The sequence below is a fragment of the Nonomuraea africana genome (assembly GCF_014873535.1).
Taxonomy (GTDB): domain Bacteria; phylum Actinomycetota; class Actinomycetes; order Streptosporangiales; family Streptosporangiaceae; genus Nonomuraea; species Nonomuraea africana.
The window spans coordinates 4786503-4801788 of sequence record NZ_JADBEF010000001.1 but is presented as its reverse complement, the minus strand read 5'-3'; the positions used below and the strand labels follow the sequence as shown (position 1 = coordinate 4801788).

At 72.0% G+C, this 15286-nt stretch carries 13 protein-coding genes and 2 pseudogenes; 3 read left to right on the top strand and 12 right to left on the bottom strand.

Translation table 11 applies throughout. From position 1 onward, the window contains the following. Window positions 1–5 precede the first annotated feature (5 nt). The 10 genes from H4W81_RS22715 to H4W81_RS22670 all read right to left on the bottom strand — a co-directional run bounded on the left by H4W81_RS22715 (window position 6) and on the right by H4W81_RS22670 (window position 11306). Window positions 6–1043 carry an LLM class F420-dependent oxidoreductase gene (locus H4W81_RS22715; RefSeq protein WP_192776676.1) on the bottom strand — a complete coding sequence of 346 codons (1038 nt, stop codon included), beginning with the start codon at window positions 1041–1043 and terminating at the stop codon, window positions 6–8. Window positions 1044–1114: 71 nt separating this feature from the next. Beyond that, complete coding sequence (locus H4W81_RS22710) at window positions 1115–2236, bottom strand: Glu/Leu/Phe/Val dehydrogenase dimerization domain-containing protein (protein ID WP_192776675.1); 1122 nt, start codon at window positions 2234–2236, stop codon at window positions 1115–1117. Then, window positions 2233–3786 (bottom strand): thiamine pyrophosphate-binding protein, encoded by a 1554-nt coding sequence (locus H4W81_RS22705; RefSeq protein WP_192776674.1) that lies wholly within the window; start codon window positions 3784–3786, stop codon window positions 2233–2235. The genes H4W81_RS22710 and H4W81_RS22705 overlap by 4 nt, the downstream gene beginning before the upstream one ends. Continuing rightward, a complete protein-coding gene (locus tag H4W81_RS49420) occupies window positions 3783–5837 on the bottom strand; it encodes an acetate--CoA ligase family protein (protein WP_318781894.1) in 2055 nt (684 codons plus the stop codon). Before H4W81_RS49420 ends, H4W81_RS22705 begins: the two co-directional genes overlap by 4 nt. Beyond that, the gene (locus tag H4W81_RS22695; protein WP_192776673.1) at window positions 5834–7000 is read right to left on the bottom strand and encodes an acyl-CoA dehydrogenase family protein; all 1167 of its coding nucleotides are present in this window, start codon (window positions 6998–7000) and stop codon (window positions 5834–5836) included. Before H4W81_RS22695 ends, H4W81_RS49420 begins: the two co-directional genes overlap by 4 nt. A gap of 10 nt (window positions 7001–7010) precedes the next feature. Next, window positions 7011–8018, bottom strand: a complete 1008-nt coding sequence (locus tag H4W81_RS22690; RefSeq protein ID WP_192776672.1) for an ABC transporter ATP-binding protein — start codon at window positions 8016–8018, stop codon at window positions 7011–7013. Next, window positions 8015–8794: an ABC transporter permease gene (locus tag H4W81_RS22685; protein WP_192776671.1), complete on the bottom strand. Its 780-nt coding sequence runs from the start codon at window positions 8792–8794 to the stop codon at window positions 8015–8017. The genes H4W81_RS22690 and H4W81_RS22685 overlap by 4 nt, the downstream gene beginning before the upstream one ends. Further along, entirely contained in the window at window positions 8791–9627 is an 837-nt protein-coding gene (locus H4W81_RS22680; protein WP_192776670.1) for an ABC transporter permease, read from the bottom strand. The genes H4W81_RS22685 and H4W81_RS22680 overlap by 4 nt, the downstream gene beginning before the upstream one ends. Continuing rightward, the gene (locus H4W81_RS22675; RefSeq protein WP_192776669.1) at window positions 9612–10640 is read right to left on the bottom strand and encodes an ABC transporter substrate-binding protein; all 1029 of its coding nucleotides are present in this window, start codon (window positions 10638–10640) and stop codon (window positions 9612–9614) included. The genes H4W81_RS22680 and H4W81_RS22675 overlap by 16 nt, the downstream gene beginning before the upstream one ends. Before the next feature lie 75 nt (window positions 10641–10715). Next, on the bottom strand, window positions 10716–11306 hold the full coding sequence (locus H4W81_RS22670) for a TetR/AcrR family transcriptional regulator (protein ID WP_192776668.1): 591 nt from the start codon (window positions 11304–11306) through the stop codon (window positions 10716–10718). Window positions 11307–11526: 220 nt separating this feature from the next. On the opposite strand from H4W81_RS22670, the pseudogene tnpA reads away from it, so the two are divergent. Both tnpA and H4W81_RS22660 read left to right on the top strand, forming a co-directional pair. Continuing rightward, window positions 11527–11929: pseudogene (tnpA, locus tag H4W81_RS22665) on the top strand (IS200/IS605 family transposase). Window positions 11930–11935: 6 nt separating this feature from the next. Further along, on the top strand, window positions 11936–13405 hold the full coding sequence (locus H4W81_RS22660) for an RNA-guided endonuclease InsQ/TnpB family protein (protein WP_318781893.1): 1470 nt from the start codon (window positions 11936–11938) through the stop codon (window positions 13403–13405). A gap of 82 nt (window positions 13406–13487) precedes the next feature. Here the strand turns inward: H4W81_RS22660 and H4W81_RS22655 are convergent. Then, window positions 13488–13865: pseudogene (locus H4W81_RS22655) on the bottom strand (hypothetical protein); the annotation flags it as partial. Window positions 13866–13945: 80 nt separating this feature from the next. On the opposite strand from H4W81_RS22655, the gene H4W81_RS22650 reads away from it, so the two are divergent. After that, window positions 13946–14962, top strand: a complete 1017-nt coding sequence (locus H4W81_RS22650) for a LacI family DNA-binding transcriptional regulator (protein ID WP_192776667.1) — start codon at window positions 13946–13948, stop codon at window positions 14960–14962. On the opposite strand, the gene H4W81_RS22645 is transcribed toward H4W81_RS22650, so the two are convergent. Continuing rightward, window positions 14959–15156, bottom strand: a complete 198-nt coding sequence (locus H4W81_RS22645; protein WP_192776666.1) for a CsbD family protein — start codon at window positions 15154–15156, stop codon at window positions 14959–14961. The genes H4W81_RS22650 and H4W81_RS22645 overlap by 4 nt on opposite strands. Between the last annotated feature and the right edge of the window lie 130 nt (window positions 15157–15286).

Genomic DNA, 15286 nt, shown 5'->3' with positions numbered 1-15286 from the left:
CCCGGTCAGGTGTTGAGCTCGGCCAGCCAGCCGAGCTGCTCGACGCGGTCGTCGGTCGTAGGGGCGTTGAGGCCGACGATCAGCCGGGTCGCGCCCGCCTTGCGGTAGGCGTCCATCAGCTCCCTCACGCGCTCGGGTGTGCCGCACAGGGTCAGCGCGTCGATCAGCTCGTCGGGCAGTTCCTCCACGGCCTCGCCCATGTCGCCGTCGAGGTAGGCGTCCTGCACCCGGGAGGCGGCCTGGCCGAACCCGAGGCGGTGCGCGAGGCGGTTGTAGAAGTTGACGCCCTTGGTGCCCATGCCGCCCAGATACAGCGCCAGCATCGGCCGCACCATGTCGCGGGCGTAGTCGGCGTCGTCGTCGACCATGGCCATGACCATCGGCGACACCTCCACCCGCGCCGCGTCGCGCCCCGCGCGGGCCGCCCCCGCGCGCAGGTGCGCGAGCGTGTCCGCGACGTGCTCGGGCGGGAAGTGGATGGGCAGCCAGCCGTCGGCGACCTCGCCCGCCAGCTCGACCGCCTTCGGGCCCATGGCGGCCAGGTGGATGGGCAGCGGCCGGCGGACCGGCCCGATCGTCATCGTCAGCGCCTTGCCCCTGCTGTCGGGTAACGGCAGCACGATGCTGGGGCCCTCGTGCTCGACCGGCCGCTGCTCGAGCGCGGTCCGCACGACGGCCACGTAGTCGCGCAGGTGGGCCAGCGGGCGCTCGTAGCGCTGCCCGTGCCAGCCCTCCGATACCTGCGGGCCCGAGGCGCCGAGGCCGAGCAGGAACCTGCCGTCCGAGACCCTGTCGACGGTGGCCGCGGCCATGGCGGTGGCGACCGCGGTGCGGCTGGACATCTGGATCACGCCCGTGCCCAGCGCGATGCGCTCGGTGCCCGCGGCCAGCCAGGCCAGGGTCGTGGCCGGGTCGACGCCGTAGCCCTCGGAGGCCCACGCCGAGTCGTAGCCGAGCCGTTCGGCCTCCTGCACCAGCGTGAGCTGGGCGTGCGGGTCGGCCGCCGCGGGGCCGAGGGTGCCGATGCTCAATCCCAGACGCACAGCCGCCTCCTGTCACCAGATGCCGTGATCACATCATCGTCCAGGAGCCTCCCGGTGACCAGATCGGTGAGCTACCGGATCAGCGCAGCGGCGTTCCTCTCCGCCAGGGCGAGCGCCGCCTTGCGCAGCGGCACCCCCTCCGCGGACACCGTTTCGACCAGCCGCCGCATCGTCGTGGCGATCTTGTCGAAGGCCGCCTCCGGCGTCGGCTCGATGTCGCCGAACACCACCCACCACCACCAGGCGTTGGTCATCACGTTCGCCAGGAAGTCCGGCACGACGGTGACGCCTCTGGCGGTCATCGCCGCCTCCGCCTCCGGCAGCGTGGGCAGGTTCGCGCCCTCGACCACCACCCTGGCCTTCACCCTGGCCGCCTCGGCGGGGCCGATGACGTACGACATGGCGGCGGGCACCAGCAGGTCGGCCTCGACGTCGAGCCACGCCTCGCGCGGCGCCGTCGTGTCACCGGGGCGCAGGCACGCCCGGTCCACGACGCCGCCGCCGTCCCTGGCGGCGAGCATCCGCTCCACGTCGAGCCCGTCAGGGCAGAGCATGAGGCCCTCCCTGTCGGCGATGCCCACCACCCGCACGCCCGCTCTGGCCAGGTAGCGCGCCGCCGCCCCGCCGATGGAGCCGAAGCCCTGCACGACCGCCGTCTCGTAGGAGCCGAGGGCCAGCGCCGCCTGGGCCACGCCGTACCCGCCCACCAGGTCGGCGAGGGGCACGCCCTCCACCACCTCGGCCATCGCGGCGCGCAGCCGGGCGCGGGCCGCGTCCTCGTCCGCCACCAGCGCGAAGGCGGCCTCCACCGTCGAGGCCAGGCCGAGCTCCGCGGCGATCTCGTCGAGTGTCTCCTGGCGCAGGCCGAAGTCCTCGCCGGTGCTCCACTGCTCCCTGATCACCGGCAGCACGGCGGTGACGAACCGCTTGAGCACCGCGCGTGCCTCGGGATCGCCCGGATCGATGTCGATGCCGCCCTTGGCCCCGCCCATCGGGACGTACCGGTCGCCGGGGGTGTGGACCAGCGCCTCCTTCAGCGACATGCCGCGGGCCAGGCCGCGCACCTCTTCCAGCGTGCAGCCCTCGCGCAGCCGCAGCCCGCCGCTGGCGACGCCGCGCACCAGGCTGTCGATGACCACGTAACCGCGCCGCGCGGTGACGGGGTCGGTCCAGGTGATCTCCAGCAGGCTCATGTGTCCTCCCTGACGTGGATGAGCGTGGGGCGGTCGGCCTTGAGCGCGGCGACCAGGGCCGCGCGCAGGGCTTCGGGGTCCTCGGCGGCCGTGCCGTACGCGCCGAGGGCGTGGGCCAGCAGGGGGAAGTCGGGAGAGGGCAGGTCGACCGCGTGCACGGGGTCGTGCCTGGCCGCCATCTCGGCGCGGATCTCACCGTAGCCGCCGTTGTCCACCACGACCACCGGCAACGGCAGGCCCAGCTGGACGGCGGTGGCCAGCTCGGCCACGGTGAACATGAGGCCGCCGTCGCCCATCAGCGCGGCGACGGGGCGGCCGGGACCCGCCACCGCGGCTCCGATCGCGGCGGGCAGGCCGTACCCGAGCGTGCCGAACCCGGCCGGGTAGAGCAGCCGGCCGCCCAGGTTGGGGAGCGCGCCGTAGTAGCAGGCCATCGCGCTGTCGCCGGCCACCACCCCGTCGGGGCCGAGCGCCGCGGCCAGGGCGCGCACGATCCCGAGCCATCGCGCGCCCTCTCGCTCCGCCTCCGCCCGCATCCGCTCCCGCCAGCGCGCCACGTGCGGCGGTACGGCGGCGGCGGACGGGCCGAGCCGGGCCAGCAGCCCGTCCAGCGCCGCGCCCGCGTCGCCGACCAGCACCACCTCGGGACGGGCGTTGGTGACGGCCTGGACCGGGTCGACGTCGATCCGCACCACCTTGCCGTCCAGCGGCAGCGGTCCGTTCCACAGGTCGGCGGGGGCCAGCTCGCTCCCCACCACCAGGACCGCGTCCGCCTCCTCGGCCGCCGCCCTGACGGCCGCCAGGTGCGGCCCCGCGCCGAGCGCGAGCGGATGGTCGCCCGGGACGACGCCCGTACCGTTGGCCGTGGTGACCACCGGCGCGCCGAGCCGTTCGGCCAGGGCCGGCAGCGCGCCCGCGGCGGCCCTGGCGCCGCCACCCGCGATGATCAGCGGCAGCCGCGCCGCGCCCAGGACCGCGGCGGCCGCGTCGAGGTCCTCCCCGGCGGGCCGGTGGACCGTGCGGGGGAGCGGCGCGACGTCCGGGGCGGTGGCCTCCTCCTCCAGCACGTCGAAGGGGATCTCCAGATGCACCGGGCGCGGACGGCCGCCGGTCATCTCGGCGAACGCCTGGGCCACCGCCACCGGGATCTCCGCCACGCTCGTCACCCGCAGGCTGCGGGCGGCGACCGCGCCCATCGCCCGCTCCCTGGTCTCGTGCAGCAGCCCGTTGCCCGCGCCGGGGTGGCGCAGCGGCATGCCGGGGGAGACGAGCAGCACGGGGACCGAGTCGGAGTAGGCCTGCCCGATGGCCGCCGCCGCGTTGAGCACCGCGGGGCCCGAGGTCACCACGGCCACGCCGGGCCGTCCCGTCATTCTCGCGTAGCCGTCGGCCGCGTAGCCCGCGCCCTGCTCGTGCCTGGTGCCGACGTGCCGCACGCCGTGCGCGGCCAGCGCGGCGTAGATCTCCAGGTTGTGCGTGCCGGGGATGCCGAACACCGTGTCCACGCCGTGCCGGGCGAGGGCCCGCACGAGCGCCTGGCCGCCGGTCATGCCCGTTCCTCCGTCGCGGGTTCCACGGGCTCCTCCGCCGCGGGCACCACGAGGGCGTCCACGGCCAGCGCGCCGTCCGGGCCGACGCGCAGGGGGTTGACCTCGCACTCGGCGATGTCCGGCCGGTCGGCGACCAGCCTGGACACCGCGGCCACGGCCGCCGCCGCGGCGGGCAGGTCGACCTGGGGCGCGCCGCGCCAGCCGTCCAGCAGCGGGAACGCCTTCAGTCCGCTGAGCATCACCGCGGCCTCCTCCTCGGTCACCGGCGCGAGCTCCACGGCGATGTCGCGGTGCAGCTCGCTCAGCGTCCCTCCGACGCCCGCGAGCACCACGGCGCCGAACGCCGGGTCCCTGCGGGCGCCCACGATCAGTTCCACGGTGTGCGGGCGGACGTCCATCTCCTCCAGCACGTACTCGCCCTCTCCCAGCCGCGCGCGCAGGCCGTCGAGCGCGGCCGCCGCCTCCGCCGGCTCCCGCAGGCCCACCACGACCCCGCCGACCTCGGTCTTGTGCGCCAGCCACGCGGCCTTGAGCACGTACGGCGGCCGCAGCCCCGCGGCGCCGCGCAGGACGTCGTCGGCCGTGCGCACCGCCACGGCGCCGGGGAAGGCGACTCCCTGGGCGGCGATGACGGCGCGCGCGGCCAGATACCCGGGGGCCGTCCCGGGGCCGGGACCGCCCGCCCCTGCGGCCGGCGCACGAGGGGTGCGCAGGGCCAGCTCGGTGGCCAGTCCCAGCGACCAGCCCACCTGGTCGATCGTCGCGTACGTCGGGACGCCGTGCTCCCTGAGCGCCCTGACGGCGGCCGAGTCGCGGCTCATGCTGTGCACCACGACGGGCATCGCGCGCCGTCGCACCAGCCCGCCCAGCTCGTCGACCACCTCGAGCTCCGCCTCGACCAGCGAGGGAGCGTCCGCGCCGTAGGAGCCGAAGTAGCCGGTCAGCACCACCCCATCGATCTCCCCGCTGCCCAGCAGCACTTCCACGAGCCTGGCGTAGGTGGTGAGATCCCGCTCTCCCGCCCCAGCGAGGTCGATCGGGTTGCGCACGCCCGCGCCGGACGGCAGCAGCGCGGCCACCGCGGCGCTGGAGGCCGGGCCCAGCGGCGGGACGGCGAGGCCGTGGCGGCTGAGCACGTCGGCCGCGATCGCCCCCTGCCCGCCGCTGTCGCCGACCACGGCGATCCGCCGGCCCACCGGCGCGGGCGCGTCGAGCAGGAGCTGGGCCACGTCCACCGCCTGGGCGGGCGTCTGGACGAGGATCGCGCCCGCCGCCCTGCACGCCGCCTCCACCACCTCGGTGCCCGACGTGAGCGCCCCGGTGTGGGACAGCGCCGCCTCCCTGCCCGCCTGGCTCGTCCCGACGGTCAGCACGATCACCGGCTTACCCGACGCGCGCAGCCCGGCCAGCGTCTCCACCAGCCGCCTGCCGTCCATGAAGCTCTCCAGGTAGAGCACCACCACGGCCGTGCGGTCGTGGCCGGCCAGCCCTGCCAGCATCTCGGCGGCGGTGACGTCGGCCTGGTTGCCCACCGACACGAACCTGGACACGCCGATGCCCGCCTCTCCGGCCAGCCCCGCGAGCTCGAGCCCGAGCTGGCCCGACTGGGAGACGATGCCGAGCGAGCCGGGGGTGAAGTTGCCCCATGCCAGCTCCAGCGAGGTGGCCGCGTCGTACACGCCGAGGCAGTTCGGGCCGACCAGGCGCGCCCCGGCGGCGCGGATCCGGGCGGCCAGGCGGGCCTCCCGCTCCGCGCCGAGGCCGGCGGTGATGCCGAGGAAGCCGCGCACGCCGAGCTCCAGCGCCTCCTCGACGACGTCGGGCAGGGTCTCGGCGGGCACGCACAGCACGGCCAGCTCGGGGACCTCCGGCAGGTCGCGCAGGCCGGGCGCGGCGGCGACGCCGTCGACGACGGCGCCCGACCTGTTCACCAGGTACACCTTGCGCCGGTGCGCGCCGCGCAGCGCCCCTCTGGCCAGCCAGTATCCCCACTTGGCCGGGTTGGCGGAGGCGCCGACGACCGCCACGGACGAGGGGTCGGAGAAGATCACGCCGACCTGGCCAGCGAGCGGGAGATGATCAGGCGCTGGATGTCGGAGGTGCCCTCCTCGATCTCCTCGAGCTTCGCGTCGCGCATCCACTTCTCCAGGAGCAGCTCACGGGAGTAGCCCCAGCCGCCGTGGGTCTGCAGGGCGGCCCACGCGCACCACATGGCGTTCTCCGAGGCGGTCAGCTTGGCGATCGCCGACTCCTCGGCGGCGGGCTCGCCCGCGTCGAACAGCCGCGCCGCCCGCTGTGTGAGAAGGCGCGAAACGTCGATCTTCGCGGCCATGTCGGCCAGCCGGAAGGCCACCGCCTGGTGCTCGATGATCGGCTTGCCGAACTGCACCCGCTCCCTGGCGTACGCCACGGTGGTGTCCAGCGCGGCCCGCGAGAGCCCGGTGCACGCCGCCGCCAGCAGGATGCGCGCGGAGTCGAAGGTCCGCATCAGCCCGTAGAAGCCCTGGCCCTCCTCGCCGAGCCGGTTCTCGACCGGCACCCGCACCGCGTCGAGGAACACCTCGGCGCAGACGATGGCCCGCTGCCCCATCTTCGGCAACGGCTGACCGATCCTGACACCCGGCGCGTCGGTGTCGACCACGAACGCGGTCACCCCGCGCGAGCGCAGCTCGGGGTCCACGGTCGCGAACACGACGATCCACTTCGCGTAGGGCGCGTTGGAGATCCACGTCTTCTGCCCGGTCAGGACGTAGGACGAGCCGTCCCGTACGGCACGCGTGCGCAGCGCGGCGGCGTCGGACCCGACGTCGGGCTCGGTCACCGCCAGCGCGGTGAGCGGCGGATCGTCTCCGGTCAGCGGCGCCAGCCACCTCTCCTTCTGCGCGGCCGTGCCGAGCGCCTCGATCGGCCCGGCGAAGAAGCCGTTGGAGGTGAGCAGGTTGCCGATCCCGATGTCGCCGTAGCACAGCTCCTCCGACACCAGCGCCTGGGTGACCAGGTCGCCGACGCCGCCCCCGCCGTACTCCTCGGGCAGCATGAAGGAGGTCAGCCCCAGCTTGGCGGCCTTGGCCCACAGATCGAGGGGCGAGGCGTGGTCGGCGTCGTCCACCTCCCTGGCCCTGGGCCTGATCTCGCGGGCGGCGAAGTCGCGGGCGAGCGCCACGAACTCCCGCTGTTCGGCGCTCAGCTCGACGCCGTCTCTGATGGAACGCATGGCGGCCTCCTTAGTGAAGATCGGGAACGGTGACGCAGTCGGCTGGGCTCCAGTGGGCCACGACGGCGTCGCCTGGACGGGGGAGCGGGTCGGGCCTGCTCTCGGTGCGGGCGACCAGCCGGCTGCCGTCGCGCAGCTCCACCTCCACGCGCAGCCCGCTGCCGAGGTAGATGACCTCGAGCACCTTCCCGTCGTGGGCCTGGTGCCCTGCGGGCAGCTCCGTGCCCGGTGCGCTCAGCCGTACCTTCTGCGGCCTGACCAGCAGCGGGCCCAGCAGGTTCGACTCGCCGAGGAACTCGGCGACGTAGCGGGAGGCGGGGCGCTCGTAGAGGTCCTCGGGCGTGCCGACCTGCACGATCCGGCCATCGCGCAGCAGCGCGATGCTGTCGGACATGGTCAGCGCCTCCTCCTGGTCGTGGGTGACGAACACGAAGGTGATGCCGAGCTCCCTGTGCAGGCGCTTGATCTCCAGCTGGAGCTGCTCGCGCAGCCGCTTGTCCAGCGCGCCGAGCGGCTCGTCCATCAGCAGCACGCGCGGCTCGAAGACGATCGCCCTGGCCAGCGCCACGCGCTGCTGCTGTCCGCCGGACAGCTGGGCGGGCCGCCTGTCGCGCAGCGCGCCCAGCTCCACGACCTCCAGCGCCTCCGCCACCTTCCTGGTCAGCTCGGCGCCGCGCACGCGCCGCCGCCGCAGCGGGAAGGCCACGTTCTCGAAGACGGTCATGTGCGGGAAGAGCGCGTAGTGCTGGAACACCATGCCGAGGTCGCGCTTGTACGGCGGGGCCTTGGTGATGTCCGTGCCGTCCACCTCGACCGTGCCCGAGGTCGGCTCGGTGAACCCGGCCACCACGTTGAGCAGCGTCGACTTGCCCGATCCGCTGCTGCCGAGCAGCGTCATGAAGGTGCCGGGCCTGACGTGCAGGCTCACGTCGTCCAGCGCGACGGCCTCGCCGTACCTCTTGGAGATCCCGCGCACGTCGACTGTGCCGTTCACTGGGCCGTTCACTGTGCCGTTCATGACTTCCTCCGTCGGATCAACCGGGCCAGCCCGGCGGCGGCGAACAGCGAGAGGGTGAGGAGCAGCAGCATGCTCGACACCGCCGCGACCGTCGGGTCGATCTGGACCCGCACCCCCGACCACATCTGCACCGGCAGCGTGGTCAGGTCGGGGCCGGACAGGAACACGCTGGTCACCACCTCGTCGAAGGAGGTGACGAACGCGAAGACCGCGCCGCTGGCCAGGCTCGGCGCGATGAGCGGCAGCGTCACCCTCGCGAAGGTGGTGACCGGGCCCGCGCCCAGGCTCATCGCGGCCTGCTCCAGGCGGCGGTCGAAGGACATCAGCGCCGACGACACGGTGATCACCACGTACGGCACGGCCAGCGCGGTGTGCACGAGCACGAAGCCGAGCGTCGTCTCGGTGAGGCCGAGATCGAGGAACGCGGCGTACACGGCCAGGCCGATGATCACGTACGGCACCAGCACCGGCGCCATCACCAGCCCCGACACCAGCGCCCGCAGCGGGTAGCGGCCGCGCACCATGCCGAGCGCGGCCGCCGTGCCGAGCACCAGGGAGGCCAGCGTGACCAGCACCGCGATCCGCACGCTCGCCAGCGCGCTGTCGAGCCAGGTCAGGTCGGTGAAGAAGTTCTCGTACCAGCGCAGCGACCACTCCTGCGGCGGGAACTCCAGGAACGCGCTGTCGGAGAAGGACGTGGGGATCACCACGAACACCGGCAGCACCAGGTACAGCGCGGTGAGGGCGGCCAGCACCCACAGGGCGACGCGGGTCATCGGCCGCCTCCCAGCATCCGCCGCAGGTCCACCACGCGCGCGGCCAGCAGCAGCAGGACCCCGGTGACCACCAGCAGGATCACCGCCAGCGCCGAGGCGAAGCCCCAGCGCAGCACGCCCGACAGCTGCTGCACGATCAGCTCGCCGATCATCACGTTCTTCGGCCCGCCCAGCAGCGCGGGGGTGACGTAGAAGCCGAGCGAGGAGACGAACACCAGCAGCGTCGCGGCGGCCACGCCCGGCAGCGTCAGCGGCGCGTAGACCCGCCAGAACGCGAACGCGGGCCGGGCGCCGAGCCCTTCGGCGGCCTGCAGCAGCCTGCGGTCGATGGTCCGCATCGTGGCGTAGATCGGCAGCACCGCGAACGGCAGCATCACCTGGACCATGCCGATCAGCACGCCGGTCAGGTTCCGCAGCAGCGGCACCGGCGCGCCGCCGAGCGCCGCGATCACGTCGTTGACCACGCCGGTGTCCCGCAGGACCAGCACCCAGGCGAACGTCCGCACCAGGAGGCTGGTCCAGAACGGCACCAGCACCGCGGCCATGAGCACGCCCCGCCAGAACGGCGTGGCCAGCGTCATCAGGTAGGCGTAAGGGAAGCCGAGCAGCAGCGTCACCAGGGTGACCAGGCCGGCCGTGAGGAAGGTGTTGACCAGCACGCCGGAGTAGACGGGGGAGTCGAAGAAGGCGGCGTAGTTGCCCAGCCCCGGCTCGGGGTCGGTGACGCTGCGCGCCAGCATCCCGGCCAGCGGGTAGACGAACACCACCAGGAGGAAGGCGACGAGCGGGAGGACCAGGCCGCCCCACCGCCGGCCCGCTACTCGGCCATCCATGCGTTCATCCGCTCGGTGACCTTGTCGTAGTGCTCGGCCCAGTAGGTGTAGTCGATGATCGCCGCCCGCTGGTCCTCGTGCTCGGTCGGCAGTTCCTTGCGCACCTCGGGCGTGACGAACTCCAAGGCCTTGGGGTTGACCGGCGCGTACGCGCTCTGGTTGGCGTAGTCGGCCTGGCCCTTGGCGTCGGCGAGGAAGGCGTTCATCCACTCCTCGGCCAGCGCCGCGCCCTTGTAGCCGGCCGGGATGACCAGCTGGTCGTAGGAGAGCAGGTGCTCGTTCCACTCGTTGGCCACCGGCTGGCCGTCCTTGGCGGCGGCGAAGATGCGCCCGTTCCACGCCTGGATGAGCGGCACCTCGCCGCTGGAGACCAGCTGTTGCTGCTGCTCGCCCGTCTCGTAGAAGACGATGTCCTTCTTGATCGTGTCGAGCTTCTTGAACGCCCGGTCCAGGTCCAGCGGGTAGAGCTTGTCCTTGGGCACACCGTCGGCCAGCAGCGCGGCCTCGAACATGGCGCCCGTGGCGTACTTCCAGAAGCCGCGCTTGCCGGGGAACTTCGCGGTGTCGAAGAACTCCGCCCACGACGTGGGGTGGTTGCCGGCGGAGAAGGTCTTGGTGTTGTAGCCGATCGTGAACGCGTACTCCAGCACGGGGATCCCGCACTCGCCGACCAGTTCCTTCTTCACCGCCGAGGTGTCGACCTTGCCGAGCTTGACCGCCCAGCCGTTCTTGCAGGCGGTGACCGCGAAGTTGGGCTCCACCTCGACGACGCCCCAGCTCACCTTCTTGGACTCGACCTGCGCCCGGAACTTGGCGTAGTCGGTGGGAGAGTCCTGCTTCACGGTGACGCCCTTGCCCTTGGCCCACGGCTCGACGTAGGCCGCCACCGCCTTCTTCTGGTCGTCGCCGCCCCACATGACGACGGTGAGCTGCTTGTCGGCGCCGCCCCCTGCCGTCGAGCCGCAGGCGGTGAGCGTGAGCGCGGTGAGTGCGAGGAGAACCCTGCGTGGCATGCCGCCTCCATAGTTGACTGGCGGTCCAGTTATTTATGGAGGACTGTGTCGTGAATCACGTAGGAATGTCAATGCCTACTTCTGGAGCTCCAGCAAGAACGCCTCGCAGACCGCGCTCATCCGCTCCACCGTCATCGCCCGTGACCCGACCAGGACCTGGATCGCCAGCCCGTCGATCATGCCGATCAGCCTGTTGGCGTACTCGACCGCGTCGCCCTCGCGCAGCACGCCCATGTCCTGCCCGTCGCGGATCACCGCGGCGACGATCCTGCGCCACTCGCCGTAGACCCGCTCGTTGAGATCCTGCAGCTCGGGCTCGTGGAACGCCTCGCTCCACAGCGCCATCCAGACCCGCCAGGCCCGTACGGTCTCCTCGCCGCTCGGCAGGTACGAGCGGACGAACGCGAGCAGCCTGGCCCTGGGGTCGTCCTCGCCCTCGAAGATCGGCCGGCGCCGGTCGATGGAGCGCTGGAAGTTGTACTCGAAGGCGGCGTGCACCACCTCGCGCTTGCCCGCGAAGTAGTAGTGCACGGTGCCGTTGCTCGTGCCCGCCCGCTTCGCCACGTCGGAGACGCGCAGCGACCGCAGCCCCACCTCGGCGATCACCTCGCAGGCCGCGCGAAGGATCTGCTCGCGGCGCTCGGCCTCGACACTGGGACGGGGCATGCGCGGCCTCCTGGATATCTGGTCGGTCAGTCAACTTCGCACAATATCCGCTGGACGCCCCCGCGGGTCCGCTATCTCCGCAGGGTCAGCCCTTGAGACCGGAGCGGGAGATGCCCTCGCTCGGAGGTCTAGGGCGCGGACCGTGGCTTCAGCCATGGGGGTAAGCCCTTCTCTCGAAACTTTGAGCGGTAGATAGATCAACCGCTGTATGTTCATCCCTGTGGCTGTGACCTTGCGTACGAACAGCAACAATCGCCTTCCAGTGCGCCTTTCACGTGGTGTGGTGCCCCAAGTACCGCAGGTGAGTGCTCGGCGGGCAGATCGAGGCGCGACTGAAAGCGCTGATCCGCGAGGTGATCGAGGAGAAAGGGGCGTGGCTGGTCGAACTGGAAGTCCTGCCCGACCACGTCCAGCTGCTCGTCGAGGTGGACCCGCGGTTCGGGATTCACAAGCTGGTCAAGGCCATCAAGGGCCGCTCCTTCCGCGTCCTGCGCCAGGAGTTCCAGAGCTTGACGTCGAAACTGCCGACACTGTGGACCCATTCCTCCTTCGTGGCCACCGTGGGCGGGGCACCCCTTGAGGTCGTCAAGCGGTACGTCGAGAAGAACCAGAAGAACCGGTGAGGCATCGTGCTGACCGGACGTAAGTACCGCCTGGACCTCACCGAGGAGCAGGCCGCGTTCGCCGAGCGGATCGGCGGAGCCTGCCGCAGCGTGTGGAACACCGGCCTGGAACAACGGCGCACCTACCGCCGTCGCGGCGCGTTCATCGGCTACCACGAGCAGGCCCGCCAGCTCGCCCAGGCCAAGGGCGAGTTCGAGTGGCTGGCCGAGGTGCCTGGCCACTGCCTCCAGCAGACGTTGATCGACCTGGACCAGGCGTGCGCCCGGCACGGCACGTGGAAGGTCCGCTGGAAATCGAGGGCAAGGAACGCCCCGAGCTTCCGTTTCCCCGAAGGCGGGAAAATCGCCATCGAACGGCTCAACCGGCGCTGGGCACGGGCGAGGCTGCCCAAGCTCGGCTGGGTCCGCTTCCGCATCACCCGGTCGCTCGGCGGGAAGGTCAAGCACGCCACCGTCTCCCGCGACGGCAAGCACTGGTACGTCAGCTTCCTGGTCGAGGACGGAATCGCCCCGCCTGAGCGGCACGCCCACCCGGGTAGCGCCGTGGGGATCGACCGGGGAGTGGCCAAGGTCGTGACCCGTTCCGACGGGCTCTTCCACCACCAGGTGTTCGCCCGCGATCGGGAAGTCGAGCACGCCAAGAAGCTCCAGCGGGACCTTGCCCGCACTGCGACGGGATCGGCCCGGCGTAAGCGGGCCGCCGTGCGGGTCGCCGATCTGGCGCGGAAGGTCCGCAGACGGCGGGAGGACTTCGCCGCCAAGACCGCCCACACCCTGGCCACGGGCTTCGAGCTGGTCGTGTTCGAGGCGCTGGCGACCAGGAACATGACCGCCGGTGTCGGACCCAGGCCCGACCCGGAACGGCCGGGCGTGTTCCTGCCCAACGGGGCCGCGAGCAAGTCCGGGCTGAACCGGTCCATTCTGGACAAGGGCTGGCACCGCATCGAGCTGGCCACCCGCGGCAGGGCCCGGTACACGGGCACTTGTGTGATCATCGTCAACCCGGCGTACACGAGTCTGACGTGCCACGTGTGCACGGTGGTGGATCGGAAGTCCCGCGAGAGCCAAGCGGTCTTCCGGTGCGCCTCGTGCGGTCACACCGAGCACGCCGACGTGAACGCCGCCCAGAACATCCTCACCGCCGGGAGGGCGGAGCACGCACAGCCCAGGCCGGGTGTGCGGGTTGGGGCGCGCAAACCACGCGACCGCGTGGGCCGGAAGGTCAACCGCCAAGCAACAGCAGCCCAGGGCCACGCTACGGCGAGCCCCGAGCTGGCTGGAATCCCCCGACTTCAGTCGTGGGGAGCGCTTCAAGACCCAGCGCTGGGCGACCAGGGAGAGCAGGATCACCGGGACGCTGGCGATCATCGTTCCGGCCTTCAGCAGGTCGTAGCGGATGTTGTTGGCGCCCTGGAAGTTGCCCAGACCCGCGGGAAGGGTCAGGGGCTCCGGGACTCGGGGCTCAGCAGGACGTAGATCGGCCACAGGAAGTCGTTTCAGTTGGTGAGGAACGACAGCAGGAACAGCGTCACCAGTGCCGGCCTGCGGCCCGCGCCGCCCAGGCCATGAACTCGTTCAGCCCGAAGCTGTTGTCCTCCAGGCTGCGCCAGGCCAGGTCCAGGCGGGCGAGCTCTGCGGGGCCGACGCCGTCCTCCCAGCGGTAGTTGGAGACGAAGTTGCCCCCGGGATAGCGGACCACGGTCACCCCCAGCTCGCGAGTGAGCTCCAGCACATCGGCGCGGAAGCCGTCGGCGTCGGCCAGCGGATGTCCCGGCTCGAAGATCCCCGTGTGCACGCAGCGCCCCATGTGCTCGACGAACGAGCCGAACAGGCGGGGTTCCACCGGGCCGATCAGGAAGGCCGGATCCAGCGTGAGACGAGCGGTCGATGTCAAGAGGCGGCCTCTCCGTTGCCGGGACGTTTTGCGGTATGGCATGTTCTACAACGTTGTTTCAACGTTGTAAACGGTGTGACTGGATTACCATGCGAGCCGTACCGCATGAAGGGGGACACGGGGTGGGAACGAGCCTGCGCGATGTCGCGCGTCTGGCCGGGGTGTCGGTGAAGACCGTCTCCAACGTGGTCAACGGCTACGCGCACGTGTCGCCCGCGACCCGCGCGAAGGTCGAGGGCGCGCTCTCCCAGCTCGACTACCGGCCCAACCTGTCAGCCCGCAACCTGCGCCAGGGCCGTACCGGGATGATCGCCCTGGCCCTGCCCGAGCTCGACGCGCCCTATTTCGCGGAGCTGTCCAGGTTCGTGATCGACGCGGCCGCCGAGCACCGGTGGCTGGTGATCATCGAGCAGACCGGCGGCAGCCTGGAGCGGGAGCGGCGGATCCTCGACGGGGTCCGCGACCACCAGGTCGACGGGCTCATCCTCAGCCCCGTGGCGGTCGGCGCGGAGGAACTGGCCGCCCGCACCGACGACACCGCGCTGGTGCTGCTCGGCGAGCGCATCTACGACGGGCCCGCCGACCATGTCGCGATCGACAACGTCCGCGCCGCGCGCGACGTCACCGAGCACCTGATCGGGCTCGGGCGCAGGCGGATCGCCGCGCTGGGCGCCCAGGACGACACCGCCAGCGGCACGGCGCCGCTGCGGCTGGCGGGGTACCGGCAGGCGCTGGCCGCCCACGGCCTGCCCGAGACCATCGTCAAGGTCGACCGCTACCAGCGCGCCGAGGGCGCGGCGGCCATGGCCGGGCTCCTGGCCGCCGCCGAGCCGCCCGACGCGGTGTTCTGCTTCAACGACCTGCTCGCGCTCGGCGCCATGCGCACCGTGCTGGCGGCGGGCCTGCGCGTGCCGGAGGACGTGGCGCTGGCGGGCCTCGACGACATCGAGGACGGGCGCTACAGCACCCCCACCCTGACCACGATCGCGCCCGACAAGAACCAGCTGGCCCGCATCGCGGTCGCCCTGCTCAAGCAGCGGATCGACGGCAGCACCGCCCGCCCGCCGGAGGAGTTCACCGCCGGCCATCGCCTGATCCCCCGAGAGAGCACCGTGGGCCGAGCGCCGAGTGGCGGCTAGTCGCCGGTGATGGCGTCCTTGGCGTTCTTCGCGGCGTCCTTGACCTTCTCCCCGGCCTGCTTCACCTTGCTCTTGCTCTGGTCGGCCTGACCCTCGGCCTCGAGCCGCTCGTCGTCCGTGGCCCTGCCGACGCCTTCCTTGACCTTGCCGCCTACCTCTTCGGCCTTGTTGCCGAACTTGTCGCGTGCGCTCATCGTGACTCCTCCCGCCGCCGGATCGCGGCTCGTTGGGTTCGAGGCACCTCTGTCCCGGAACGACCTGAGCAAACACCGGCCTCCGCGCCCCGATTCTGTGTCGGAACGATCTCGTTACGTGATTCCCCGC

Coding starts and splice junctions, on each gene's coding strand:
- H4W81_RS22680 (WP_192776670.1), bottom strand. CDS start 9,627: ATGGATGGCCGAGTAGCGGGCCGGCGGTGGGGCGGCCTGGTCCTCCCG.
- H4W81_RS22645 (WP_192776666.1), bottom strand. CDS start 15,156: ATGAGCGCACGCGACAAGTTCGGCAACAAGGCCGAAGAGGTAGGCGGC.
- H4W81_RS22710 (WP_192776675.1), bottom strand. CDS start 2,236: ATGAGCCTGCTGGAGATCACCTGGACCGACCCCGTCACCGCGCGGCGC.
- H4W81_RS22695 (WP_192776673.1), bottom strand. CDS start 7,000: ATGCGTTCCATCAGAGACGGCGTCGAGCTGAGCGCCGAACAGCGGGAG.
- H4W81_RS22670 (WP_192776668.1), bottom strand. CDS start 11,306: ATGCCCCGTCCCAGTGTCGAGGCCGAGCGCCGCGAGCAGATCCTTCGC.
- H4W81_RS22705 (WP_192776674.1), bottom strand. CDS start 3,786: ATGACCGGCGGCCAGGCGCTCGTGCGGGCCCTCGCCCGGCACGGCGTG.
- H4W81_RS22675 (WP_192776669.1), bottom strand. CDS start 10,640: ATGCCACGCAGGGTTCTCCTCGCACTCACCGCGCTCACGCTCACCGCC.
- H4W81_RS22690 (WP_192776672.1), bottom strand. CDS start 8,018: ATGAACGGCACAGTGAACGGCCCAGTGAACGGCACAGTCGACGTGCGC.
- H4W81_RS22685 (WP_192776671.1), bottom strand. CDS start 8,794: ATGACCCGCGTCGCCCTGTGGGTGCTGGCCGCCCTCACCGCGCTGTAC.